The 23,924-nt window shown below is 60.0% G+C and carries 22 protein-coding genes; 7 read left to right on the top strand and 15 right to left on the bottom strand.

Annotated features, from left to right (window positions below; all coding sequences use genetic code 11):
• Positions 1–17 precede the first annotated feature (17 nt).
• From KGZ40_03760 to KGZ40_03750, 3 genes are all read right to left on the bottom strand, one after another.
• Entirely contained in the window at positions 18–920 is a 903-nt protein-coding gene (locus tag KGZ40_03760; GenBank protein ID MBS3956634.1) for a D-alanine--D-alanine ligase, read from the bottom strand.
• Between the two features lie 64 nt (positions 921–984).
• Positions 985–1,377, bottom strand: a complete 393-nt coding sequence (locus tag KGZ40_03755; protein ID MBS3956633.1) for a hypothetical protein — start codon at positions 1,375–1,377, stop codon at positions 985–987.
• Positions 1,370–2,866: an MFS transporter gene (locus KGZ40_03750; GenBank protein ID MBS3956632.1), complete on the bottom strand. Its 1,497-nt coding sequence runs from the start codon at positions 2,864–2,866 to the stop codon at positions 1,370–1,372. Before KGZ40_03750 ends, KGZ40_03755 begins: the two co-directional genes overlap by 8 nt.
• Positions 2,867–3,039: 173 nt before the next feature.
• On the opposite strand from KGZ40_03750, the gene KGZ40_03745 reads away from it, so the two are divergent.
• Complete coding sequence (locus tag KGZ40_03745; protein ID MBS3956631.1) at positions 3,040–4,347, top strand: trypsin-like peptidase domain-containing protein; 1,308 nt, start codon at positions 3,040–3,042, stop codon at positions 4,345–4,347.
• 42 nt (positions 4,348–4,389) lie between these two features.
• Here the strand turns inward: KGZ40_03745 and KGZ40_03740 are convergent, their stop codons facing one another.
• Entirely contained in the window at positions 4,390–5,736 is a 1,347-nt protein-coding gene (locus tag KGZ40_03740; protein MBS3956630.1) for a hypothetical protein, read from the bottom strand.
• Between the two features lie 261 nt (positions 5,737–5,997).
• Here KGZ40_03740 and KGZ40_03735 point away from each other — a divergent pair, with 261 nt between their 5' ends.
• Together KGZ40_03735 and rlmN are read left to right on the top strand one after the other, a co-directional pair.
• Positions 5,998–6,504 carry a hypothetical protein gene (locus tag KGZ40_03735; GenBank protein MBS3956629.1) on the top strand — a complete coding sequence of 169 codons (507 nt, stop codon included), beginning with the start codon at positions 5,998–6,000 and terminating at the stop codon, positions 6,502–6,504.
• A gap of 10 nt (positions 6,505–6,514) precedes the next feature.
• Entirely contained in the window at positions 6,515–7,585 is a 1,071-nt protein-coding gene (rlmN, locus tag KGZ40_03730) for a 23S rRNA (adenine(2503)-C(2))-methyltransferase RlmN (protein ID MBS3956628.1), read from the top strand.
• Here rlmN and KGZ40_03725 read toward each other — a convergent pair.
• Positions 7,557–11,027 (bottom strand): UvrD-helicase domain-containing protein, encoded by a 3,471-nt coding sequence (locus tag KGZ40_03725; GenBank protein ID MBS3956627.1) that lies wholly within the window; start codon positions 11,025–11,027, stop codon positions 7,557–7,559. The genes rlmN and KGZ40_03725 overlap by 29 nt on opposite strands.
• Positions 11,021–13,336 carry a PD-(D/E)XK nuclease family protein gene (locus tag KGZ40_03720; GenBank protein ID MBS3956626.1) on the bottom strand — a complete coding sequence of 772 codons (2,316 nt, stop codon included), beginning with the start codon at positions 13,334–13,336 and terminating at the stop codon, positions 11,021–11,023. Before KGZ40_03720 ends, KGZ40_03725 begins: the two co-directional genes overlap by 7 nt.
• Before the next feature lie 54 nt (positions 13,337–13,390).
• Here KGZ40_03720 and KGZ40_03715 point away from each other — a divergent pair, with 54 nt between their 5' ends.
• On the top strand, positions 13,391–13,714 hold the full coding sequence (locus KGZ40_03715; GenBank protein MBS3956625.1) for a hypothetical protein: 324 nt from the start codon (positions 13,391–13,393) through the stop codon (positions 13,712–13,714).
• A 148-nt stretch (positions 13,715–13,862) separates the two neighbouring features.
• On the opposite strand, the gene KGZ40_03710 is transcribed toward KGZ40_03715, so the two are convergent.
• The 9 genes from KGZ40_03710 to rpmH form a co-directional block, all read right to left on the bottom strand.
• On the bottom strand, positions 13,863–14,165 hold the full coding sequence (locus tag KGZ40_03710; protein MBS3956624.1) for a YtxH domain-containing protein: 303 nt from the start codon (positions 14,163–14,165) through the stop codon (positions 13,863–13,865).
• Positions 14,162–15,043, bottom strand: a complete 882-nt coding sequence (locus KGZ40_03705) for a ParB/RepB/Spo0J family partition protein (protein MBS3956623.1) — start codon at positions 15,041–15,043, stop codon at positions 14,162–14,164. The genes KGZ40_03710 and KGZ40_03705 overlap by 4 nt, the downstream gene beginning before the upstream one ends.
• Positions 15,033–15,899: a ParA family protein gene (locus tag KGZ40_03700; GenBank protein MBS3956622.1), complete on the bottom strand. Its 867-nt coding sequence runs from the start codon at positions 15,897–15,899 to the stop codon at positions 15,033–15,035. The genes KGZ40_03705 and KGZ40_03700 overlap by 11 nt, the downstream gene beginning before the upstream one ends.
• A 40-nt stretch (positions 15,900–15,939) precedes the next feature.
• A complete protein-coding gene (gene rsmG / locus KGZ40_03695) occupies positions 15,940–16,653 on the bottom strand; it encodes a 16S rRNA (guanine(527)-N(7))-methyltransferase RsmG (GenBank protein MBS3956621.1) in 714 nt (237 codons plus the stop codon).
• A gap of 670 nt (positions 16,654–17,323) precedes the next feature.
• On the bottom strand, positions 17,324–18,046 hold the full coding sequence (locus KGZ40_03690; protein MBS3956620.1) for a KH domain-containing protein: 723 nt from the start codon (positions 18,044–18,046) through the stop codon (positions 17,324–17,326).
• Positions 18,047–18,114: 68 nt separating this feature from the next.
• On the bottom strand, positions 18,115–18,828 hold the full coding sequence (locus KGZ40_03685) for a YidC/Oxa1 family membrane protein insertase (protein ID MBS3956619.1): 714 nt from the start codon (positions 18,826–18,828) through the stop codon (positions 18,115–18,117).
• Positions 18,829–18,891: 63 nt separating this feature from the next.
• Positions 18,892–19,113 (bottom strand): membrane protein insertion efficiency factor YidD, encoded by a 222-nt coding sequence (yidD, locus tag KGZ40_03680; GenBank protein ID MBS3956618.1) that lies wholly within the window; start codon positions 19,111–19,113, stop codon positions 18,892–18,894.
• Positions 19,114–19,416, bottom strand: coding sequence for a ribonuclease P protein component (gene rnpA, locus KGZ40_03675; GenBank protein MBS3956617.1), 303 nt, complete (start codon positions 19,414–19,416; stop codon positions 19,114–19,116).
• A 57-nt stretch (positions 19,417–19,473) separates the two neighbouring features.
• Positions 19,474–19,608, bottom strand: a complete 135-nt coding sequence (gene rpmH / locus KGZ40_03670) for a 50S ribosomal protein L34 (GenBank protein ID MBS3956616.1) — start codon at positions 19,606–19,608, stop codon at positions 19,474–19,476.
• 708 nt (positions 19,609–20,316) lie between these two features.
• Between rpmH and KGZ40_03665 the strand changes: the two genes are divergently transcribed.
• The 3 genes from KGZ40_03665 (at position 20,317) to dnaN (ending at position 23,921) form a co-directional block, all read left to right on the top strand.
• A complete protein-coding gene (locus KGZ40_03665; GenBank protein ID MBS3956615.1) occupies positions 20,317–21,165 on the top strand; it encodes a hypothetical protein in 849 nt (282 codons plus the stop codon).
• Between the two features lie 19 nt (positions 21,166–21,184).
• Positions 21,185–22,582 carry a chromosomal replication initiator protein DnaA gene (gene dnaA / locus KGZ40_03660; GenBank protein MBS3956614.1) on the top strand — a complete coding sequence of 466 codons (1,398 nt, stop codon included), beginning with the start codon at positions 21,185–21,187 and terminating at the stop codon, positions 22,580–22,582.
• Between the two features lie 232 nt (positions 22,583–22,814).
• Positions 22,815–23,921 (top strand): DNA polymerase III subunit beta, encoded by a 1,107-nt coding sequence (gene dnaN, locus KGZ40_03655; protein MBS3956613.1) that lies wholly within the window; start codon positions 22,815–22,817, stop codon positions 23,919–23,921.
• Positions 23,922–23,924: the final 3 nt, after the last annotated feature.

The following is a 23,924-nucleotide window of genomic DNA, read 5'->3' as shown; positions in this document are numbered from 1 at the left end:
ACCAGCGTAGAGCGTAGCTACCGGGTTTCTAGCGCAAGCCGGACGAGCCTTTCGCAGAGCTCAGGAAACTCAATGCCCGCCGCGCGCGCCGCGTCCGGAAGGAGAGACGTCTTGGTCATGCCGGGTATCGTGTTCGTCTCGAGCAACCACACTTCTCCGGAGCCGTCCACGATCGTGTCCGCGCGTGACATGCCCCGGCAGCCGAGGGCGCGGTGGGCTGCGAGCGCAAGCCGCTGGCACTCCAGCGCCGCGCTCTCGCTGATCCGGGCTGGGATGATGTGCAGGCTCATGCCCGGCACGTACTTTGACTCGTAGTCGTAGAACTCATGTTCTGGAACGATCTCGAGTGTGGGCAGCGCGATCGGGTCCTCGTTGCCGATCACGCCGACCGTCACCTCCACGCCGGCGATGAACCGTTCGACAAGCACGTCATCGTCGTAACGGAACGCCTCGGCAAGTGCTCCAGCAAGCTCTCCGGGCTCGTGAACAATAGTGACGCCGAGGGCTGACCCCTCGTTGGCCGGCTTCACGACGCTCTTCTCTCCAACGCGCACGGCTATCTGAGCCGCGTCCACATGCTCACCCGCGCGCACGTGGACGTAGTCGGGAGTCGGGATGCCCGCATGACTGAAGAAGTGCTTGGACATCACTTTGTCCATGGCCAGAGCGCTCGCGAGCACACCTGATCCCACGTACGCGATTTCGAGTAGCTCGAGCAGGCCCTGTACGGTCCCATCCTCACCAAAACGTCCGTGGAGGCAGATGAATACCACGTCTGGCTCGGCAGACACTATCTGTGTGATGAAGGAGTGCTCAAGCGTGTCGATGCACACGATGTCATGGCCCTTCTCGGCCAATGCCGAGGCGACCTGTGCCCCTGTGTTGAGCGAGACTTCTCGCTCTGCGGAGCGCCCACCCATGAGAACAGCGACACGCAGCGCTGAGCGGTTCTCGTTCACCTGATCTCCTCCGGTCGCGCGTGTGTCATCCGAGTGCTCCGAGACGAATCGAATCAACGATGATGAGCGCCGCCCACCACACGAGCACCCCAGCCGCAGTGGCGCCCGCACCACGCACGAGTGCCGTCGTGAGCAGGCCGCTCCGGCACTCCGGGGCAGCCGCGCTCCACGCCACGAGCCACACGAAGAGGGCCATGAGCGGCCCAAACGCGGTCAGGGTGACGGCGGCCAAGAGTAAGACGGGGTACGCGGGGTTCTCCAGTGGCACGGTGGTCGCCTGCGGTCCACCGAGCAGGTATACAGTCGCGGCGACAAGCCCCGCCCACCCGGCAAGATTGGCGAAAAACGGCCACCATGCGACGCCGCCAGTCTGGCTTCGTGGCGGGCACTCGGGCGGCGCTACACACTCGTCACTCATGGTCCCCACTTCCCGCCGTCGTTGGTCGTGAGTCTACGCGAGGCGGCGCCAGCTCGTCGATACTCCCTCTCCCTCTCACTGCCCGATTCGCGCCTCTCGACCATGCAAGCGCTCCGGCCGCAAGCGAGAGCAGTGCGGCCAGCGCGAACGCGGAGCGCATCGCGCTCACGAAAAGCTCCCCTTGGGCGGGCGACAGCGTTTCGCGCGACGACATCACGTCCACGTCACCGGTGCCGAGCGAGATCACAAGGGCCGTGATACCGATCCCAAACGCCATCCCGATGTTGCGCGCCTGCCCGATCAGAGCCGACCCGACACCTGCACGAGCCCGGGGGGTCGCGCGGAGAATGTCCGCCGTGTTGGGAGACAGGAAGATCGCCAGGCCCGTTCCCACCAAGAATAGTCCGAGAGCAATGAGCGCTGGATGCGTCTCTCGTCCAAGCAGCGTAAAGCAGCCGAGTGTCGCGGCGAGCAACCCGAGGCCGACGGTCGATAAGCGGTGCCCTTGGCCTCGATCCGAGGCCCGGCCGGCGAGCGGAGCGAAGACCGCCATGGCGAGCGGAGTCGCTGTGAGCAGCAATCCGGCGGATTGGGGCGACAATCCCCGAATGCTCATCAAATAGAACGGCATAGTAAACGTCACCGAGAAGAGGGCCACGTAGCCAAGTACCGCCGCGAGCAGACCCGCCAATAACGGCCATCGCTCGAAAAGCGAAAGATCGAGCAGCGGGTGTGCGACCCTCTTCTCAACCGCAACGAACGCCGCGCCGCACACCACCGCGCCGCCAGCAAGTGCCAAGGTCGACACTGCTATCGGTCCAGAGCGCGATATCTCGGAGAGCGCCAGCAACGATAGCGTGAGCGCGGCTGCCGCCAGCACCGCGCCAGGAATGTCAAACGGTTCTGAGCCGGGGCAGTCCTCCGGAAGAATCCGTCGCGCAACCGCGGCAATCCCAAGCGCGAGCGGCACGTTGATCACAAATATGCCTTGCCACCCAAAAAGCTCGACGAGCGTGCCTCCGAGGGCGGGTCCTACGGTCAACCCCGCCGAGACCGACAAGCTGATCCAACCGATGGCCCACCCCTTGCGCTCACGAGGAAAGACACTGTTCAACAGTGCCGGGCCTGCGGCAAACATCATCGCCGCCCCCGTTGCCTGCAGCACGCGCGTCGCGATGAGCACACCGAGCGAGGGCGCGATAGCGCACGCCGCTGAACCCGCTGCGAATACGAGGAAGCCCAGCACGTAGATGCGCCGTAACCCGTGAATGTCGGCAAGACGGCCCATCGCAAGCACAAGCGACGCGATCGTCAGCACGTACGAGGTCGCCACCCATCCCACTGCGGGAAGACGCGCCCCTAGATCGCCGGCGATCGCGGGAAGCGCGATATTGACGATGCTCGAATCGAGCGGTGCGAGGAACGTGCCCGCTGCGATGAGAGCGAGCACCACTCTCTCATCGATCTGTCGACCATCACACGTGAGCACACGTTCCCTAGCCGTATGCGACACCTCACTCCGCCTCGATGTTCGCCAACCGCCCCCCGCCGTGTGGTGCTTTGGTGCAATTTCTCGCCGAGAGTCGCACCGCACACCAACCCGGCATAGTATATGCGTCAGATCGGGTACTCATCCGGCACTAGATGACACCGAGGTGAACCATGTACGACCAGACTCCCACTCCGCACGATGCTCCGGCTCCTCCAGCCGTTGACGCGTCCTCACCCAACGTCGGCTACACGAGCCCACCGCGGCAGGGCATCTCGGCGGGCGCAGTCGTCGCCATCGCCCTTGCGGTCTCGTTGTTCGCAGGCGCGATTGCCGGAGGCTTTGGCGGTCTTGCCGGAGCATGGATCGTCGGCCATCTGGGGGGCGCTACACAGAAATCGGGCACCATCACCGTCGTACCGGCCGAGACTGACGAGCCGGTAGTTGCCGCGGCCACCGCCGCGCTTCCGAGTGTCGTCAACATCGAGGTCGAAGGAGTCAGCACGGCTCGCGACGGCTCGCTTCCCGAAGGCCATCCCGACACCCCACGCGCCGGAAACGGCTCCGGCGTCGCTTTTCGTGAGGCTTCCGATGGCGGCACGTACATTCTTACCAACGCGCACGTGGTAGATGGCGCGGACGCCATCCATGTCAGCGGCACGGACGGAGAGCGGCGCTCGGCCACCCTCGTCGGCCTTGACGCCGACACGGATATTGCGGTGGTGCACGTGCCGATTTCGCTGCCCGCCGTTGCTCTCGGCGACTCCTCAACGATAGCGGTCGGCCAGCTTGTAACCGCGATCGGCTCTCCTTTTGGTCTCTCCCACACCGTGACATCCGGAGTCATCTCAGCGATTGGGCGGTCCATCACGTCTGCGGGAGGCCAGCCCGGCGTCTACCCGCTTGTGGACGTGATTCAGACGGACGCGGCAATCAACCCTGGCAACTCGGGGGGCGCTCTCGTTGACCGTGAGGGCAAACTTGTGGGCATCAACACTGCGATCTTCTCGGAGACGGGAGCTTCCGGAGGCATCGGATTCGCGGTGCCGGTTAACACCGCGCTGCGCATCGCTGACCAACTGATCGAAACCGGTGTAGCTCAGCACCCGTTCCTCGGCGTCGTAGGTCAGACAGTGAACGAAGAGCTCGCCGCGGCAGAAAACCTGCCCACGGCTTCGGGCGCGTGGGTCGTTGAGGTGATTGAGGGCGGCAAGGCGGCGGAAGCGGGAATCGGGCCGGGTGACGTGATCGTCAAACTCGACGAAGTCGTGATCCGAGGCATGGACGACCTCATCCTCGAGGTTCGCCGTCACGCCATTGGTGACGTCGTCGTGCTGGGCCTCTGGCGCAACGGCGAACTGATAGATGTCGAGATGGAAGTCGGGGTAAAACCCGCGAACCTCGAAATGCCAACGCGTGAGGCAACCCCAACGCCTGGAGCGCCGGGGGTTCCCGTTCCTGAAGATCCGCAAACAGACTAGCGGCTCACAATTGGTGCCTGGGCGCGTCATGCCTGGGCGCGCTCAGGACGTGTTGCGAAACTTCCAGACGAGCCCTGCGCCGATAGCGGCGAGCAGCACCACGGCGGCCAGCACCGCGGTTACTAGCAAGGTGGTGTTGTCATCGCCTCGCGCGATGCCAGGTGCCGATTCACTGACCGCAGCCTCCGTGTCGCTCGTGAAGACCGTCGCCGCCGCCTCGGTCATCGTGGTCGTCGGGATCTCCACCCCAGCCGCTTTCGCCATCTCCTCTGGCGCCGACCGGTAGTACAGAGTTGCCTTCAGCTCGAGTGGACCTTCCGGCATCGTCACGTCCCACGTGTTCTCGACGGACTCTCTCGGTGGGATACGATCATCGCTTTCCACTCCAACGGCAAACCATATCTCGGCCGGCGAGTTTCCCTCGGCGTCGTGGAATACCGTGTGAAACTCCCTGCGTCCTATTTCGATCGCCTGTCCGTCCGGCCCCACCGCGATGAGTTCTAGCCACATCCGGCGCACATCCGTCAGTCCCGTAGGCAGGTAGTGACCGGCGCCCACGTTCGTGATGCGCACGGTTACCGGAACGCGTTGGCCCGGCTCAGTTACCTTTGGCGCGGTGAGTTCGATGGCCGCAGCGGCCCGCAATCGCTCCTCGGCCAGGATCGGATCGCCGAGGCCCGCGTTACCTCCCACGAATGTCATGATGTAGATGTGCTCCCGTTCCGGAGCACCCGCCGCTGACCTGCCAGGATTAGGCTTGGTTACTCCGGGTCCGGGGGTCATATGGCAATCCTGGCAGAGTATGCCTTCGGCAGCGTAGGGACCGTTCTTCCACTCGGTGTACGTACCTTCAAGCAAGAGGTCATTGCCGGGATGCCTCACGTCGTGGCACGAGCCGCAGATTTCGGCACTCGTGTGGATCTCCGAGTATGCGGTCGCGTGGGCTGGAGAGACCGCGTCGTCGTGCGGGCCTCTCTTGACCCCGTCCGGTGTCCATACGAGAGACGTGTTGCCGATGGGCTCGGTGTGCCCGGTGACCTGATGGCAGACGTCACACGTGACACCTTCCATCGCCACCGGTGAGTACTCATCTTGTCCGAGTTCCCCGAACATCGCCGCTGCCGGTGAGTGGCACGTCTCGCAAAACGGTCCTATCGTCCCACCAGTCTGCTCATTGCCCTTTCTTAATTTGTACTGGTAGAGAGGGTCGGTGACCGCTTGCGCGTGCATCGATGTGCTCCACTGCTCGACAAACTCCGCATGACACCCGCACGCTTGCGCCGACTCAAACGCCTCTATTGGTGCGGGCGGAAGCGCGAGAGCAACCCCCGCCGTTAGAGCAATCGCCCCGACGACGAGAGTCGCGGCTACGAACCGGGACGCCCTCACCGCCACACCTCCCGCTCTTTCCGTTCTCCGCGAACAAGAGTAGTGCCTTGCCAAATACGCGCGTGAGCTCAAATGATTCATCTCACGTTCTACCCCAGCAACCTACTTCTGGCAATAGTAAATAGCATGCAGGAATCATTCTGTTTTAGAACGTATCGGAAACGGGGATGACAGCAACGTGAGGCCCGCATGCACGTCCATTCGCTCACGCTTGCCAACACGGCTGCGCCGCCCGCGCGCCACTGCCCGAGAGGAGCACCCATGACCGAAATGAACCGCTGCAAGGGATGTGGCTATCTGCATGTCGGACCGGCCCCCGATATCTGTCCAGTGTGCGGAGCTCCGCGAAGCCTCTTTGCCCCATACACGAATCTCCCCGATCTTGAGGGCACTAAGACTCTGGAGAATCTCCGCTCGGCGTACTCGGGTGAGTCACAAGCCAATCGGATGTACACTCTCTTCCGGAGAATCGCGGAGCTCGAGGGAGCGCCTCAGTCGGTTCTTGACGCGTTCGATAGAGCCGCACGCGAAGAGACCGCCCACGCTCACGGCCACCTCGCCTACATGGGCGGGTTTGGAGACACTCGGGCGAACCTGGAGAAAGCCGCCGCCGGAGAGGACTACGAGTGTCAAGACATGTACCCGCTGTTCGCGGCGGCAGCCGAAGAGGAGGGCTTCGACGACATCGCGTTTTTCTTCCGCTCGGTCGGCAAGTACGAGGCGTCGCATCGTGACGAATACAAGAAGGCGCTTGGGGAACTCACCTGAGCAGTCACTGGTGCGTGACCCCCACCCCGGCTCCACCGCGATGACCGGGCGCGCGCCACTTACGGTGCTCGGAAGAAGCGAGATCGAGCGGGTCCTCGCAGCTTTAGGCGAGCCATCCTACCGCACGGCCCAACTTCTACGATGGGTCTATCAGCGCGGCGCGAACGACTACGCCGGGATGACGGACCTGCCCTCCTCTTTGCGAAATGTCCTCGCCAACGAAATGCCGATCGTGCTCCCGCGCCTTGCAGCGCGAGAGACGTCCTCTGTCGACGGCACGAGACGCTATCTTTGGGAGCTTTACGACGGTGTGACCGTTGAAAGCGTGGGCTTGCCCACGAAAGAACGGCTCACCGTGTGTTTCTCCACGCAAGCCGGTTGCGCAATGGGGTGCTCCTTTTGCGCAACCGGCGCGAGTGGACTGAAGCGAAGCCTCGGCGCCGGCGAAATGGCGATGCAAGTCATGCTTGTGGGAGCGGACCTCGGCCGAAGCGTGACGAACGCGGTCGCGATGGGACAAGGAGAGCCGTTCGCCGCCTACGACGCGACGCTCGCCGGCTTGCGCCTGATGAACGACGCCGACGCTCTCGGTATTGGAGCGCGGCATCTCACCGTCTCCACGTGCGGCATCGTCGCGGGTATCAATCGCCTTTCCGCTGAGCCGGAACAGTTCACGTTAGCTGTCTCGATTCACTCAGCCATACAAACGACCCGTGACCATCTCGTTCCAGCTATGCGGAAACAGCCCCTGTCGGAGTTGCGCTCGGCCCTCCAGCGCTACATAGCCATTACTGGCCGACGTCCTAGTCTCGAATACGCCCTGATCGGCGGAGTCAATGACTCTGCCGCCGAGCTCGACGCGCTGATCTCTTTCTGCCGGGGCCTGCACTGTCACGTCAACATCATTCCTGTAAATCCAACACCCGTCGCCACTCTCGCCCGTCCTTCCGGGACCCGGGCGCGTGAGTTCGCCTCGGCACTTACCCGCAGCGGCACAGAGGCATCAGTAAGGATCGAACGTGGTGCCGACATCGAGGCCGCGTGCGGTCAGCTCACACAGCGCCGAGCCGCGGATCGGTGAGTTCGCACACCGAACCGGACGCGGGACACCCGGAGCACGGTTCCGGGCACCACCTGGAGGTAGCTCGATATGGCTTGTCAGCCATCGCCTCCCACTGCGCAAGTAGCGAGCTCTCGATCCTTTTCGCGTCACGGGACTCGTAGCGATACAGCAACTGGCGCGGTTCACGGTCGCCTCCAAGCACCTCTGGGTACACAAATCTCACCGTCGCTGTCTCCGCTCCGCCCATCAGCGCTGCAAGCGCGTAGCACTTGGCCTGGAGTTCGTATGCCTCACCCGGCGACCTAGATCTGTCCTTCTCAAACGACCCGCGCCCGCTCTTATAATCGACCAGCTCAGCACCCCCGCCACCGAGAAAACACACGTCAATTGCTCCTACCAGCAACGGACCCCCCTCCCCTCCCAGCACGACCCCGAATGGCATCTCCGTTTTGGCTTGCCGCCGCCGGGCTAGAAGCTCACGTCCGTACCGAGTGCGAAGAAACGTCTCCGTCGTTTCCCGGAGAGCCCGTGCTTCGCTGTCGGATAGCCTGAGGCCTCGGGCGACTGCGGTGACGCGAGCAGCATCCGGAAGCTCTCCTGTGACGAACGCTTGTTGCAGTAGCACGTGCATTGCTGATCCTGACGCCCTGGCGCTCGCCGGACTCGATGCGGCGGCTCTCCCCATACCGGCAACACGCTCAGCCCAGTACCTGAGCGAGCACCGCTGGTGAAGGGCAAGATCGGTGTATGAGATCCGTCTCGGTCGGCTCAGCCGCGGCGTTTCGCGTGCCCCTGGAACAACCGTGGCGACGGTCGACGGTATCGCTACCGTCACTACCGAGGGCGGCTGTGATCCGCCGTTATGCGGCTCCTCACCGCACGCCCCGTCTCGCTTCTCGATGCGTACGGGAATGCCCTCCGCGTTCACTGTGACCGAACTTCCCGAATCCATGCTGAGGACAGGATCGATGAGACAGCGGCCATACGCACTGAGTGCCCAGGCCAGCGGCGTGTCAGCTCCCCCCAGTCCCTCTTCGACCGGAGCGGAGCCTGTGAGCACCAACACCTCTTTGGCCCTGGTGCAGGCAACATAGAACACACGAATCGCTTCTTCTCGCTGGGAAACCGCGTCGGTCTTGGCAAGCTCGGCGAAGAGCGGTGGGGTCGTAAGCTTCCTGTCCTGGCTTGAGACGCGTTCCATCGACGGTCGCACGCTGAGTCTGGCCAGCCCGTCTTTCACACGAAGCAACCAGAACCCTCTCGCTGTCCGTACCGTCTTTTTCGAGAGCGTCGGTACCGCGACCACGGGAAACTCCAGGCCTTTGGCGGCATGCACGCTCATGATCGTCACCGTTTCCGCTCCCCCTACGCACGTGACCCCGCCGTGTCGTACCCCGACCGCTTGTTCCGCGTCGAGCGAGGCGGCAAGTCCGGCGGCCCCCATTCCGCCTGCGGCCTCGAATGCGGCCGCCTTTCTGTAGAACTGGGTGATGTTGGCTCTAATGATGCGGCCTTGAGCTCCGAGTGCGTCGAGGTACGCGTCGATTCCCAGTCCTTCACCGGCGCTGGCCAACGCCTGAGCCAACCCCGTCACGGGAGCAGCGTCCCGCGCTCGCTCCACGATTCGGACAATCACTGCCGCTCGCTCACTGTCCTGATCCGTGCTCTTGGCCACCCGGCTAAGGCGATCCCAAAGAGAGCGGCGCTGCTGGCTTTCGTGCGCGATAGCCGCACATCGAGCGAGAAGGCGAGTTCCGCCCTCGAGAAGGTCAGACACGAGCAACTGTGCAAGCGCTTCATCGTCGTGCGGGTTGGCAATCACTCTGCAAAGCGCGCGCATCGCGCCCACTTCGCGAAGCTCGAAGAATCGGTTGCCCCCGACCACGCTGGTGACAAACCCGACCTGCTCGAGTGCGTCGGCAAACGTGGGCGCGTCTGCGTACGCTCGCAGTAATACGACCATCTCAGAAGGAGCGAACCCCGCATCTCGCAGCTCAGAGAAGCGTTGCGCGACTACACGGGCCTCGACTGCACACGTCTCTCGAACAGTGCCTCCATCGCGGGTATCCACGACACAGATCTCGACACGCGGGCTACCGCTAGCGATGCGCACTGGGGCGGGATCCGTGCGTGCCGCACGCAACCCTTCCTCTTCTGGACCGAACAGCTCATCCTGACTGAACACGCGGTTGACGAATCGGATCAAATCCTCATGGGACCGGTAGTTGTCGGACAGCACTACCCGCTCGGCGTTGGCGTTCGCCATAGACTCCCGATGCCTACGATATACCTCGACATCCGCGCCGCGGAATGCATAGATCGACTGTTTGACATCACCGACCGTCGCGAGGTTCGCCCCTGCGATCCGCTCGATTAGGGCGAGCTGAAGCTCATCGGTGTCCTGGAACTCGTCGACCATGACAAGCTTGAACCAAGCTTGGTACCGTTCGAGCACGTCCGGGTGACGCACAAACAATCGCTCCGTCTCGATGATGAGGTCTTCGTAGTCGAGCACGCTCAATTCCTTCTTGGCTGCCTGGAAGCGCTCCATGTATTCATTGCTGAGATTGAGAAGCGCCTTAGCGTCCGCATGAGCGACAATTGCCGAGCATTGCGCCGCGAGAGCGGCACGGCCGTCCTTCAACCGCTCGACCGCCTCGGCAGTTTCCTTTGTTGGCCGAAGCGCCGCGTCGAACTCCACGATCGCTGACCATACGGCACGCGCTCGGCTGATTTCATCACCGTGGCTTGTGCGCATCCGGTCGAGTCTTTCGAGTACTCCGTGGCACGCCGCTTGTTGAGCGGCCGGCGTGGTCGCCCGTCCACAGTACGCCGCGAAACACTCGCCCGCCTCCGCGAACAGCGCTTCTGCTTCGGCCACGAGGTCCTCGATCGAACGGACGGCTTCGAGCGCCACGTGCGGGGCCCCAATTCCCCGCGCACGAAGTGTTCGGCTAAGCGAGGCGGCAGCGGCTCTCACCTCCTCGTATCCGTACTCCTCAAAGAGGCGTTCACTTCCCTCATCGCCGCGATCGAGTCGAGCGCTGACAACCTCGTCAAACGTTTTGACCCCCAGTGCGGCGACTGCGACCTCATCAGCCACTCGGAATGCAGGGTCGATTCCGGCAATCAGCGCTTCGCGGCGCAGCACCTTTGCACAAAACGCGTGTATCGTCGATATCCACGCGCCGTCCACCTTCCGGGCCTCGTTTCCGAGATCCCTGTTTCGTAACGCGGCCCGGACACGTTCAGCCAGCTCACCCGCCGCTTTTTCTGTATATGTGATGGTGAGAAGGCGATTCACGTCGCAACCGGTCTCCGGACCATGCGAGTCGACGGCGCGCGCAAAGCGCTCGGCTAGAGTGCGGGTCTTGCCTGAACCGGCGCCGGCTGTCACGAGTAACCGTCCGCCAACATGCTCTACCGCACGCCGCTGATCGTCGTTCAACCGCGCTACCACAACCGCTCCTCCTGTTCGCAAACGGGAGAGACTGGACAGAATCGGCACGCGCCTTTCACTGGCTGCGGGGCGATCTTGCCCGCGCGAATCCCCGCGCATGCCTCCGCCAGGCGCGCCTCCCCCTGCGCGATCACCTTCTCCATCCCCTCGTCATCGACAGTATCCGTACGAGTGCCGCGCGCACTCAGATCGACTCGCGCCGAGTTCCACGCGCCACGAACCTGAAGCGTGCTAAGCGAGCGATACACGATGGCCGCGATTGGGCGGTCAAAGTATCGAGCCGCGACTGCGGCATACACCGGTAGTTGCAGCAGCCCTGCGGATCCGAACGAGCCATGCCCGAGTATCCCGCTTCCGCTCTTGTAGTCCATGACGACGATGCCTGTCGTGCCTGAGTCGATGCGGTCAACACTTCCCTTGAGGTGACACCCGTCGATTTCAAACGGGCGTCCGACTGACGCGCCAAACCGGTATTCGTGTTCGGTGGGAGCGAATCCCGGTAGAGCCTCAGCGTCATCCCTGATCAGAGCCGCTGCGCGCTGGTGAGTCCTATCCAGCATGTATCGTCCTGCGACGCCAGCGTCCCATTGCTTTTCTACAGCGGCCGCCCAAACCTCGGCTAGTAGCGCCACCGCATCGTGCACGGTTGATGGCGTGACGCGTTGCAGTCCGTGCTTCTCGGTCCACGCTCTGTAGAATCCAGCGAGCGCGGCGTGGGCGAGGGTGCCCGTCTCGGCAGGCCCGAGTAAGACGTCGATCGGACTCAAGCGTGCGGCGTACTGCGCAAACCAACGGAACGGGCACTTCAGGTATGTCTCTAACTCAGACACCGTGTATTCGCGACTGTCCACCTTTCCCACTTCGGGGCACTGGATGTCTAACAGGCCGGGAGCGGCTCGCCTCCGAAGGCTCGAGCGATCCACACCCAGCGACAATTCCGAGCGCCCAGGCAAGCCATCTGGCCCGCCGCGACCCGGTGGCGGTTGCGACGGCGCGTCCCCCTCGGCTCGCTCTTGTGAGCTTCTGTAGAGGTCAAGCACGTCGTCGACGAAGGATGAGCGCCGGGGACCGTCGCCTCCTGGAGAGGCCGTGGGGTCCACGAGCACGAGTTGTCGCGCGGCCTTCGTAACCAGCGAGTAGAAGAGCGCTCGCTCAGACTCGCTGCCAGCCGCTCGATCATCCACTCCGAGCGCTTCCGCGATCTCCCGTGCAAGGCGCTTCGGCCTATCAGGGGAGAACTCATCTGCTGAAAGCCCGGCGACGATCAAGACTTCGTAACGCCGCGACTGTAGCCTATGCGCCTCAGTGACGACTACGGCAGGACCCTCGGGCCCGAGCACTACTGGCACATGAATCGAGCGCAGCGCTTCAATCGCATCATCGAGCCTGGCCTGCCCCCCCGACACCTGAGCAAGCGACGATGCCATTGCGACGACGCCTTCATGACACACCGCGTCCTGCAAGGCCTCAACGGAGCCGACTGGATGCCGGTCTCGGGCGGCTGAGAGCATTAATCCAGCCAGTTGTTTCCAGCCATCGTCGCTTACCGTGTCTTTGCCTGTGACACGCAGCGCGGCAGCAACGATCGATGAAATGTTGCTGCCCAGCGAGCAAGCCGACTCCAGGAGATCGACTCCGGACAATCGTGCCCGTCGCCAACCCAAATCGGCGGCCGCCACACGATCGAGCGGCACACCCGAGTAAGGGCTCGACGCGAAAGCAAGAAAGCGGGTTCTATCCCTTGTCTCTTTCCGGACCACATCAAGCAGCGCCATCAGCGCTGCGCCAAACGGCATTCTCGCCAGGGGCCTAAGCGCCTCGATTCTGACCGGTGCGGCGACCTTCGCTGCAGCGGCGCTCAGCAGGTGAATTCTGCGATCCGGATCTCTGAAAGCAACGGCGATCCGGTCCGGGCGCACGCCCCTCCGCACAAAGCCTTCTATCTCTTCGAACACGGCGGCGACCTCTTCCTCGGGTCCCGTGGCGTGAACCAGCCGCACCGTACCGGTTGGGGTGATCGTCGCAGAAGGCCTAAATAGTCCGGCCTCCAGCAGATCAAGCTCGTCGCGCGCGGGCTTTGGGGGACACACCGTATGGCTTGCTCCGCAGTTGAGCAGGCGCTCCACGAGTTCTGTGATCCACTCGGTCGCCGCATGACCTCGCTCCCAGGTGAGCGAGACGTACACCTCCCCCACTGACGAAATCCCGCGTATGAGGTGTTCTTGCGGCTCAGATAGGGTCACGAACCTGTTCACGGCGACCACACCATCGAGCCGCGGCGGAGATGTTCCGAGCCCTCTCATCGCCACCGATTGCTCCACAAGCCAGTGGCTTTCAAGAAGTCTTGTGTACGACTCAACTACGTGAACGATCTCTGCCAGACGGTCATCATGTTTCGGCATCCGGAGAAGGTCACTAGAGCCCACGTTTCTCACCAAAGAAGTGACCACCGCGGCGAAGCCCAGAAATGCAGAACTTTCGGCAACGTGCCGCAGAGCGGTTCTTTCAATCGCGCGCACGACCAGAGCTCGACGCTCATGTTCGCTGACAAGTCGGCGCCCATCGCCATGAACCGCCCACTGCCCGGCAAACCACGTATCGAAAGCGGCAATCCGTACGCCACTCATGCCCTTTTCGGCAAGTTCGCGCTGTACCCGCTCAACATCTGGCAGAGCGGGAAGGAGTAGCACGGGGCTGTCTCCCGCATCCAAGGATCTCTCCACGGCCTCGTGAAGAATACGTGTCTTCCCTGCGTTCGCCCGTCCGGTGACAATCGTCAGTGGCACGACGTCCCCTCTCTTGTCGGGGTCATCGTCTCACGCACGTCTGACATCACTACTGAACGGTTTGCGCCCTTGTGTAGCGCTGAACGCCCTCTTTGATCTCCCGGACCTTTCGCCACGCCGCTTCTTCATCACGGCCGAGGTAGTGCTCCACCCGGCCACTAAGAATTTCTGCCGCCTCCTCCGCCCGCTCAGCCACTGCCTTAGCCGCGTTCGCAGCCCTTCGCGCCTCAGCAACTAGCCTCCGGCGGGTGCGATCCCCGCTGGCTGGTGCCACAAGGAGACCTACAACGATTCCGACGATCATGCCGGAAATTGCGCCTATGGCAAAATATTCCACTTTGTAGCGAGTCACTGTGCCTCCTCCCCTATCTTGCGCTCTGCTTCCCCCTCAACGAGGATCCTGTAGATCCGTTCCAGCTCATCTTCGCCGTGGAAGTCGATCTCGATCTTGCCTTTGCGTTCTGTATGCCGCACACGCACCGCCGTGCCAAGCACTTTACGCAGCTTCCGGGCCACGATCTTGAACGATTTCGGTGCGGGTGAACGTGGAGGACGATCGGTCTGGCCGACAAGATAGAGTCTCGCCAGATTCTCTACCTCGCGCACCGAGAGTTTTTCAGCGACAACCTTTTCTGCGAGTCGCGCTCGAGATGCCTCGTCTTGCACGGTGAGAATCGCCCGCGCATGCCCCGCACTAAGCTTGCCCTCGTAGACAAGCACCTGCACCTCTTCTGGAAGATCCAGGAGCCGCAGTGCATTGGTAATCGTTGAGCGCGATTTCGAAACCTTCTCGGCAAGTTCCGCCTGGGTCATCTGATGCTCGCTCAACAATCTTCGATAACCGCGCGCCTCCTCGATGGGGTTGAGATCCTCCCGCTGAAGGTTCTCTATTAGCGCCAGCGCAAGCGACTCGGTCTCCGATGTGGCGAGCACACGAACGGGGACCCGCTCCAGCCCTGCGGCGCGCGCGGCCCTCCACCGCCTCTCACCAGCGATAATCTGGTATCCCGCGCCATGCGGTCGGACAATGATAGGTTGCAGGACGCCGACGGCTCGTACCGATTCCGCGAGCTCAGCGATGCCGCCTTCATCTATGTCGGTTCGTGGCTGCCGAGGGTTAGGGGTGATCTGATCGATGGGAATCTCATATGCCTCGGCTCCTGATCCGGCCTGCACCGCGTTAGGGATGAGCGCCGATAACCCTCTCCCAAGACCTCGTCTAGTCGACACGATCGATCACTTCCTTCGCCAGTGCTCGATAGGAATCCGCCCCCTTGCCGGTGGGGTCGTAAAGGGTCACTGGCTGTCCGAAACTTGGAGCCTCCGACAGCCGAACACTCCGCGGTATCAGGGACTCGAAGACCCTCTCCCCGAAGAAGTCCCTGACCTCGTCCACCACCTGTTGTGAAAGACGAGTCCGCACGTCGTACATGGTCATCACCACGCCGAAGACTTCAAGTTCAGGATTCAGGTGTGCCTTCACGAGCCGTACGCTATCAAGAAGCTTTGAAAGGCCCTCTAGGGCGTAATACTCACACTGAATCGGGACGATCAAACCATTTGCCGCAGTAAGGGCGTTGATGGTGAGCAGCCCCAGCGACGGCGGGCAGTCAATGATGATGTAGTCAAAGTCGTACACAACAGACTCTAGGATGCTCTTGAGCCGCCCCTCACGACTCATCGCCGATACAAGTTCGATCTCGGCTCCTGCAAGCTGGATGGTCGCCGGAACAACGAACACACGTTCGATTTCGACGGGTTCGATCAGCCCCTCCATGGGTTCGCCGCCAAGAAGAGCGTCATAAATGCACGATTGCCGCTGGTTCTTGTTGAGACCATAGCCGGACGTTGCGTTGCCCTGCGGATCCAGGTCCACAAGAAGAACCTTCTTCCCGGCGTCGCCCAGGCATGCGGTAAGGTTGACGGCGGTAGTACTCTTGCCCACACCGCCCTTCTGATTGACTATCGCAAAAACTCTTGCGCGCTTGGTGGCCGTAGCGCCCGTATCGGTTCCGCCTGACACCTGATTCCCTCCCTCGCGCACTGCAAAGCGATGACTTGCAGTATATGTGTTAGCTGCGAACATGAGAAGCGCTCATTCAACCCGAATAACCGTCCACTTGGGATCACGCGAGTGGCTTTCGCTGTGCCAAACCAGCCCTCCTTGGCAATTGGATGCTTGAGCTGCCTGTTCTTGTGTATGTCACACAACTGCGAGCGGCATCGTGATCTAGGAGGGTGTATTTCCGTATTCCGGAGTAGGTGAGACCCACCATCGCCGCGGCCTTCGCGCCGGAATCTAGTTCATCCGCTCCAACCCGTCCTTTCAGAGAGACAAGGATTCCCTCGAGTCTTAGCAAGGGCGCAGAGAGCTCGACCAGTGCGGGAAGCGATGTGACTGCTCGGGCCGTGACCGCTCCGTATGCGCCACGTGTGTGGCTGGCAAGTTGTTCGGCGCGCTCGTTGATCACCTTGACGGTGTCACACAGTTCAAGTGTGTCGACCACGGTTTCAAGGAACCGTGCTTTTTTGCCAATTGACTCAACTAGGTCAACTCGTCGGCCAGTCATGACCGCAAGCGGAATCCCTGGAAACCCCGGCCCAGTTCCTATGTCCGCAATGGGCCCTTCTGGAGCACTCGATATCTCGGGAAGCACCATCAGGGAATCAACCACGTGCAGAACAATCGCATCAGCGACATCGGTGATTGCTGTAAGGTTGAACTTGCGATTGCCGTCTAGAACCATTTCCAGATGCTTCGAGAGCAAATACGCCTGTTTATCGGATATTGACACCGTAAGTCGACCACAGGCGGCGATTATTGCATCTCTCATGTTCATCTCTCACCTATGTTTCACGTGAAACTACTGCGTTCCTCACGCCCATTGTTTCACGTGAAACATCCCCCGGCAATCAGCGGTCTATCCTGTTGGGCAGCACAACCGGCGACACCTTCAACCAAAGATCCCGATAATCCCGACCACTGCCTAGCGATCTGACTCAATCGTGTAGATGCAACGCTTATGTTGGGGCTGGTGAAACGTCCACGCCCTGGTCGTTCACCTAGCCATAAGAACGAAGCGGCGTCGCCGATGCGCGCCGAAACTCCCCGATTGGTGGAGCTTTGGCACAAGCGTGGGGGTTCCGGGCCGTGTGCGCCCCTCGCCGTCACACTTCAGATTTCGTGGGCTTTCCGCTGTACTCTCGGCCACAAAACTAATAGAGCCGCCGCCTCGGTCACACGATTCATTATGACCATCTGCTGCCAACCCGCTCGACCGCCCCTCGAATTGTGCCGCTCATCGAGCCTACGGATGATCGAGACCTGGTGCGCTTCCAGCCAATCCCCCAACACCGTCCGTTTGTTCTTTCAACGCGGCCCTATAAACTGCATCAGCCACATCGTGCTTCGCCGCACTGTCATCCCGCAATAACGTAAACGACGCGCCGGTCGGCGCGTCGTCACAGTGTCTGAATCGCTATGGTGCTGGTGTTTGTTGGGAAGTGGTGTTAGCGCTTGTTGGGATGTATCACCACGGCGCGAAATGGATCTTCTCCCTCGCTCGAGGTCCGAATCTTCGCGTCGTCTCGGAGAGTCATGTGGACGATTCTTCTCTCCATAGCGGTCATCGGCCTCAGCTTGACAGGAAACCCTTGCCTCGTTGCCTTCGCGGCGGCTCTCAGGCTGATCTCCTCCAGCTTACCCTTCCGCCTGTTGCGATACCCCTCGACATCGACTAGTACCGGGTATCTAAACCCGAGCTTCTTGTGGGTGATCGCCGAGATCAGGACTTGGACGCTGTCGAGCGTGTGCCCATGCCGTCCGATAAGAATCGCAAGATCCGAGCCAACCACGTCGAGTATGATCTCGCCTTCGTCTCCCTCATACTCCTCGATAGCGGCTTCGATTCCGAAGGAAGACAACACGGTCTCAAGTGCGTCTGTCGCCGTGTCGGCAACGCGGTCAAGGTCCTCTTCGCTCAAGTCATCGGGAACCTGTGAGGGGGCGCGTCGCGCGTCGCTCGTGATACGTTCTCCCGTTGCTGGTTGCGCCGCGTCGCCCGCCTCGAAAGTGGCACCGTCATCAATACGTGCGGATTCGATTTCGCGAACAAAATCGTCCTTGAGCCAGGCCCGTACCTTGACGCCACGACCTGCTCCTATCCCAAGGAACTTTCGCGACGGCTCCTCGATCACTTCATATTCGACGGCGTCTTGCTGGACTCCAAGCATCTCGAGGGCCGCATCAACAGCGTCCTCGAACGTGGGCCCTTCGGCAACACACTCACGCAACATCGCTATCACGCTGCCTCTCTCTGAGTGAGGAACTTCATCTGCAGCTGCTGCTGGGCGATCCCGATCAAGCTTGACGTTACCCAGTACACGAGTACGCCGGCGGGACTGATCCATCCGATGTAGAGCATCATTACAGCCATAATGCCGATGATCTGCTTTTGTTGGTTCTCGCCTGGCATCAGCATGGTCGGAACCCAGATGCTGAGCCCAAACAGTCCAACTATCACGATGTAGGGGAGTGTGGCGAAAAGTCCTGCTTCCGCCCAAACCGCAGCGGGAGTGGCGGTCAGATCTGGCAGGAATATCCAGAATCTGGTAACCGCTGCTTGTTGGGCCTCGGGCAAGTCCGCAACGTACTTGAGGAAAAGTCCAGGATTGTCAGGCGTTCCCCCCAAAACCTGGTAGAGCGCAAGAAATACTGGCATCTGCAATAGGAGGGGGAGACAGCCGCCAAACGGGTTGATCTTATTCTCTTGGTAGAACTTGAGCGTCTCTTCCTGGAGCTTCTCTTTGTCGTTCTTGTACTTCTTCTGTAACTCCTTGATCTTGGGCTGTATCCTCTGGAGCTCGTACATCGAGCGCGTCTGCTTCACGGTGAGGGGGACCATCAGTAAACGTACGACTACCGTCAGCAGCACGATAGCCACTCCGTAGTCGCCCGTCACATCGTGCAGGTACTGCAGCCCCGCGAAGATTGACTCTTTGATCGCCTGCCACACGGGTGGAGTACCTCCTTGTTCAAGGAGGGCTTTCGGCCCTCCATTCGCCGTCAACTGCAGATCTTAGGGCACGGGATCGTGTCCTCCGGGATTCCACGGGTGGCATCGGGTAATCCTGCGGATCGCCAACCAGGCACCCTTCAACACACCATACCGCTCAAGAGATGTTATCGCATACGACGAACAGGTTGGGTGAAAGCGGCACGACTGTGGAAAGAGCGGGGATACCACCGCCTGATACACCCTCACGAGGGCCACTGCGGCTCTCCTGGGAAGTGTTTCCATTCACCGAACACCTCCCCGCCGCAACAGGGACTCGACTGCGTTGTCGATCGCAGCCGGAGGGGCGTCAGCCGTACCACGCCGAGCGATCAGCACAACGTCGGCTCCCTGCCAAGGTGCCCCCATCCTGCGAGCGGCCTCTCTTAACACACGCTTAGAGCGGTTCCGGACAACGGCACCGCCCACGCGCTTGCCCGCCACAAACGCAACGCGGCCGGGCTGGCCGCGTTCTGTGGGGGTCTTGAGTATAAGGGCAACGGCGAGCGGACTGCCTACCCGGTGGCCTACGGTGAAGATGGCTTCCATCTCCCGCCTCGAGCGAATCGTGTGCACCGGTCACGCTCCGGTGGTCGGGTAGCCTGCTTAGGCCGAGAGAAGCTCCCGGCCCTTGCGGCGGCGGTTGGCGAGAATCCTGCGCCCGGCCCGTGTGGACATACGCGCCCTGAAACCATGGGTCTTACTTCGCTTGCGGTTGTTTGGTTGGTACGTCCTCTTCACGATTCCTCCGATTCCACGCCCCGAAACGGGGCAAAGCCCGGCAATTATATCTGTGCCGTTTCAAGAGTGTCAAACCGTCCGCTACATGCGAGACTATCCGCTCATGCCAGGACCGAAAGGCGGGGAGCTCCGCTGAGCGCCAAATTGAAGTGAAATCTGTGGAAAGTGTGGAAAACCCAGGCGGGGCGATTGTTGAACCTGTGGATATCCTCCGTCTGTCCGTTGTGGGACGCTGTTCGCCTTGATAGACTCAAGCCCGCTCGCACGAGAGTGCTTTCGTGAAAGAGCTCCTTGAAAACACCTGATAGTACGGTATTTTTCTGATTACCTACCGCGGTGCTCATTCCGGAATTCTTCTCGGGCAAGAGTTCTGCTGCTTGCCGGAATCCGTTCGCTATGGGTATCCACAGCACCGCTCCGCTCGTCCGGCCACTTTTCAACAGCCGGGAAAGGAGAGAAACCCTTTCGTGGCCCCTACGCTGGAAACTAGAGGGTTCTCGTACCTAGGTGCAGAGTGTTTTTTCCACAGATGTGGAAAGTTGTGTGGATCATCGAGGAAACCGCACGCTGGGGCCTTGTTTAAAGTGATAGGCACTCCGAGAACGAGCACGGATACGGTCTATAGCAGGTGTTTGTTGAGATGGGCGTTTAGGTGGGGGTTGTTGATAACGGTGTGCCCAGTCAGCACTCCGTCGAAAGAGGGGCGTAATGAAGACATTTTTCTCTGATGCCGCCACAGATGAAGCGGGCACCCGGGCCGCGACCTTAGAAGCTATCGGCCCGAGGGCCCACACCGTGTCGGCTTACCCCGCTCACACTCGACTCTGCGCACGAGTGGCCGTCTACGACTCTCCCGTGGCCGCCCCACGAACTGAGGATGTAGAAGAATCCGAAGCTCGGGAGCTTATCGACTCCCTTTCCTCGCGGGTGTACTCGCTTGCACAAGAGGCGGGGGGCCGTCTTCCCTACACCGTGATAAGGGAGCTAGTAGAAAACTTCGTTCACGCAAACTTTGCCGAACCAGTCGTATCTATCCTTGATGGGGGCTCCACCATCCGCTTCGCTGACCAGGGCCCTGGGCTTCCCGACAAGAAGCGCGCCATTCTACCTGGGTTCACAACCGCCACAGGTGAGATGAAGAGGATCATTCGCGGTGTAGGATCGGGCCTTCCCATCGTTCAGGAGTGGCTCGGTTTGTCTGGGGGGTTTCTCTTGATCGAAGACAACCTGCGAGACGGCACTGTAGTAACGATATCTTTCGCCCAAGCATCACATCAAGCCGACTCCATTCCCGACTCAGCGCACGACACCGCGCCCCACTACCCAGTTGATCTTCCCGCCCTCTCAACAAGACAGAAGCAGGTGCTTTCGCTTGTGTTGGAGCTAGGCGAAGCAGGGCCAACGATCGTTTCGCGAGAACTACGTGTTGCCCTCTCGACGGCCTACCGTGATCTCGCCTTTCTGGAGGAGTCCGGTTTGATACGAGCCGATGAGAGCGGTAAGCGCGTGTTAACCGAGCGCGGCTCTCAATACCTAGACAGCCTACTAACCCGATGAAGAGTTGCGGAGAGTCTATATGAACCACGCAAATGCGCAGGGTGTTTGGAATGATGTTCTGTCTGTCGTCCGATCAGAACTAAACACGCCGACTTTTAAGACGTGGTTCGAACACACGTCCGCCCTCGAATTGGACGATGACGGGCTCGTAGTCTCTGTGCAAAACGAATTTGCGAGGGAGTGGCTTGAGTCCCGCTACTCTGGTTTGTTGACCTCGGCTCTACTACAGGTCTGCGAACGCCCCGTGGCCGTTCGTTTCACAGTGCCCGAAGGATCTCCATCCACTGCCGAGGAGTCCCGGACACCAGCTCCCTCGGTGATACCGTCTTCGCCGAGGAGATCAAGAGACGAGGAAGCTCCCGCAAACGCCGTCACTCGGGAAGGCGGGTTCAATCCTAAGTACACCTTCGATTCCTACGTTATGGGTCCGTCGAATCAGTTTGCTCATGCTGCGGCGCTAGCGGTTGCCGAGGCCCCAGGAAGGGCGTATAACCCTCTCTTTGTCTACGGGGGAGTCGGATTAGGCAAGACCCATTTACTCCAAGCAATCGGACGATATGTGCAGCTTGCTTTCCCTCACATGAAAGTAAAGTACGTCTCCACCGAACAGTTCACTAATGACTTTATTAACTCGATTGGAGATCGCGACAAGAAGCGCATCGAGGGATTCCGGAGACAGTACCGGACTAATGATGTCCTGCTCGTTGACGATATTCAGTTCCTTAGAGGAAAAGAAGGCACCCAGGAAGAGTTCTTTCATACATTCAACACGCTTCAGCAAGCAGGAAAACAGGTAGTGTTGTCGTCCGATCGCCCACCTAAAGATATCGAGCGACTTGAAGAACGCTTGAGAAGCCGTTTTGAGATGGGGCTGACCACAGACATCCAGCCGCCTGATTTGGAAACGCGAATCGCTATACTTCGACGGAAGATCGGCACGGAAAACTTAGTTGTTCCTGATGACGTCATTTCTTTCATCGCTGATCGCGTGTCCTCAAATATTAGAGAACTTGAGGGTGCGCTTATTAGAGTTGTTGCGTTCAGCTCTCTAACGCGCAGCACCGTGACGCTTGAGCTTACTCGCAGTGTCCTGAAGGACATCTTTCCTGAGCGGTCGGCCAGACCTATCTCCATTTCGACCATCCAAAGGGAGGTCTGCAAGTTTTACTCGATCTCTCAAACGGAGCTCGTGGGAAATAAGAGATCGCAGTCGATAGTGTATCCACGCCAAATAGCGATGTATTTAGCACGGGAAATGACGGATCTCTCTCTTCCACGTATTGGAGCTGAATTCGGGGGGAGAGACCACACGACAGTCATGCACGCAACGGCGAAAATTCAAAAGATGATGAACGCAGACCGCGACGTCTACAATCAGATTCAGACGCTAACAAACACGATCAGACAGAGAAATTAGAGACGCTTCTTGTGGATAAAGATGTGTGCCCGACCGGGACGAATGGTGTAGGGAATCCCGGATTACGCTCTAAGGGATACACCCTCTGGATAATGTGGAGGAAGGCGAACATATCTTCAACATCTTGTGCCCCGCGATAAAGGCCACACCACCTGGCCAGGAAGGGTCTTTCCACATCTTCCACATGTATTACTACTACTGTTACTGAATACACTCTAAGAGAGGAAACAGTATGAGATTCTCGGTAGCCCGAGGTGAACTAGTGAACGCTCTGGCTATTGCGGGGCGTGCGGTATCTTCCCGATCAACCTTACCTATCCTCTCAGGTTTCCTTATCTCTTCCTCCTCTTCGGGAGGGGTAGTGCTGCAAGCAACGGATTTAGAAGTCTCAGTGCGGCACACTATCCCTATGGCGGGAATCGAAAGACCCGGGAGTGCGGTGCTCCCAGGAAAACTACTGACAGACATCATCCGATCTCTTCCTGAAGCTGCGGTTACTATCGCAGTGGAAGGAGAGGTGGCTATAGTTTCTTGCCTTCAGTCGTCATTCACCTTACGGGTTCTGCCAGCAGATGACTTTCCCCGGTTCCCGGAAGTAGATGAAAAAGAGTCTTTCTCACTGCCGGCTACAAGCGTTAAAGACGCTGTGCATCATGTGATCAAGGCGACAAGCAGGGACGAAACACGGCCTATTTTAACTGGGATCCTTTTGGCGATAGACGGCCCAATACTTAAGACCGTGGCAACCGACTCATATCGCTTAGCGGTAAAAGAGAGTGTTCTTGAGCAGCCAAATACACAAAATGTAGAGGTGGTTGTACCCGCGAGAACGCTCGACGAGGTTGTCAGGTCGATGGATGAGAAGGATTCGGTGTCCATCAGCGTCACCGATAATCAGATAGTGATCCGCTTCAGAGAAACAACGTTCGTCACGAGGAGGATCGAAGGGACGTTCCCAAACTATCGCCAACTGATACCAAAAGATGAAGAGACCACAGTGGTCGTTTCTCGAGAAGAGATGATCTCGGCGGTCAAGAGGGTCTCCCTTCTTGCCCAACATAACGCTCCTCTCCGCCTCAGTGTGAGAGCCGAAGATCAGACACTCTCCCTTTCCGCAAAAACACATGATGTGGGAGACGCATCAGAGGATCTTATGGCAGAAGTTCGAGGAGCTGACGTCGAGATAGCATTCAATCACTCGTTTTTGATCGATGGTCTTCTCTCAGCGGAAGGCGATACCGTTTCGATCAGTATTGTCAGTCCGTTGAAGCCGGGAGTTATCACTAGCCCGCAAGACAGCGGATTTCTCTACTTGCTTATGCCAGTGCGCTTGAGTTAACTG

This window comes from Clostridiales bacterium (genome assembly GCA_018333995.1).
Classification (GTDB): domain Bacteria; phylum Actinomycetota; class Coriobacteriia; order Anaerosomatales; family SLCP01; genus JAGXSG01.
The sequence above is the reverse complement of the archived record's forward strand: the minus strand, read 5'-3'. Positions and strand labels throughout refer to the sequence as shown.

Bases quoted from the DNA above. Each gene is read 5' to 3' on its own strand.
- KGZ40_03690 (MBS3956620.1), bottom strand. From the start codon at position 18,046: ATGCTTGGAGTCCAGCAAGACGCCGTCGAATATGAAGTGATCGAGGAG.
- dnaA (MBS3956614.1), top strand. From the start codon at position 21,185: ATGAACCACGCAAATGCGCAGGGTGTTTGGAATGATGTTCTGTCTGTC.
- KGZ40_03760 (MBS3956634.1), bottom strand. From the start codon at position 920: ATGGGTGGGCGCTCCGCAGAGCGAGAAGTCTCGCTCAACACAGGGGCA.
- KGZ40_03665 (MBS3956615.1), top strand. From the start codon at position 20,317: ATGAAGACATTTTTCTCTGATGCCGCCACAGATGAAGCGGGCACCCGG.
- KGZ40_03755 (MBS3956633.1), bottom strand. From the start codon at position 1,377: ATGAGTGACGAGTGTGTAGCGCCGCCCGAGTGCCCGCCACGAAGCCAG.
- KGZ40_03735 (MBS3956629.1), top strand. From the start codon at position 5,998: ATGACCGAAATGAACCGCTGCAAGGGATGTGGCTATCTGCATGTCGGA.
- yidD (MBS3956618.1), bottom strand. From the start codon at position 19,113: ATGGAAACACTTCCCAGGAGAGCCGCAGTGGCCCTCGTGAGGGTGTAT.
- KGZ40_03745 (MBS3956631.1), top strand. From the start codon at position 3,040: ATGTACGACCAGACTCCCACTCCGCACGATGCTCCGGCTCCTCCAGCC.
- rsmG (MBS3956621.1), bottom strand. From the start codon at position 16,653: ATGAACATGAGAGATGCAATAATCGCCGCCTGTGGTCGACTTACGGTG.
- KGZ40_03700 (MBS3956622.1), bottom strand. From the start codon at position 15,899: ATGTTCGCAGCTAACACATATACTGCAAGTCATCGCTTTGCAGTGCGC.
- rnpA (MBS3956617.1), bottom strand. From the start codon at position 19,416: ATGGAAGCCATCTTCACCGTAGGCCACCGGGTAGGCAGTCCGCTCGCC.
- dnaN (MBS3956613.1), top strand. From the start codon at position 22,815: ATGAGATTCTCGGTAGCCCGAGGTGAACTAGTGAACGCTCTGGCTATT.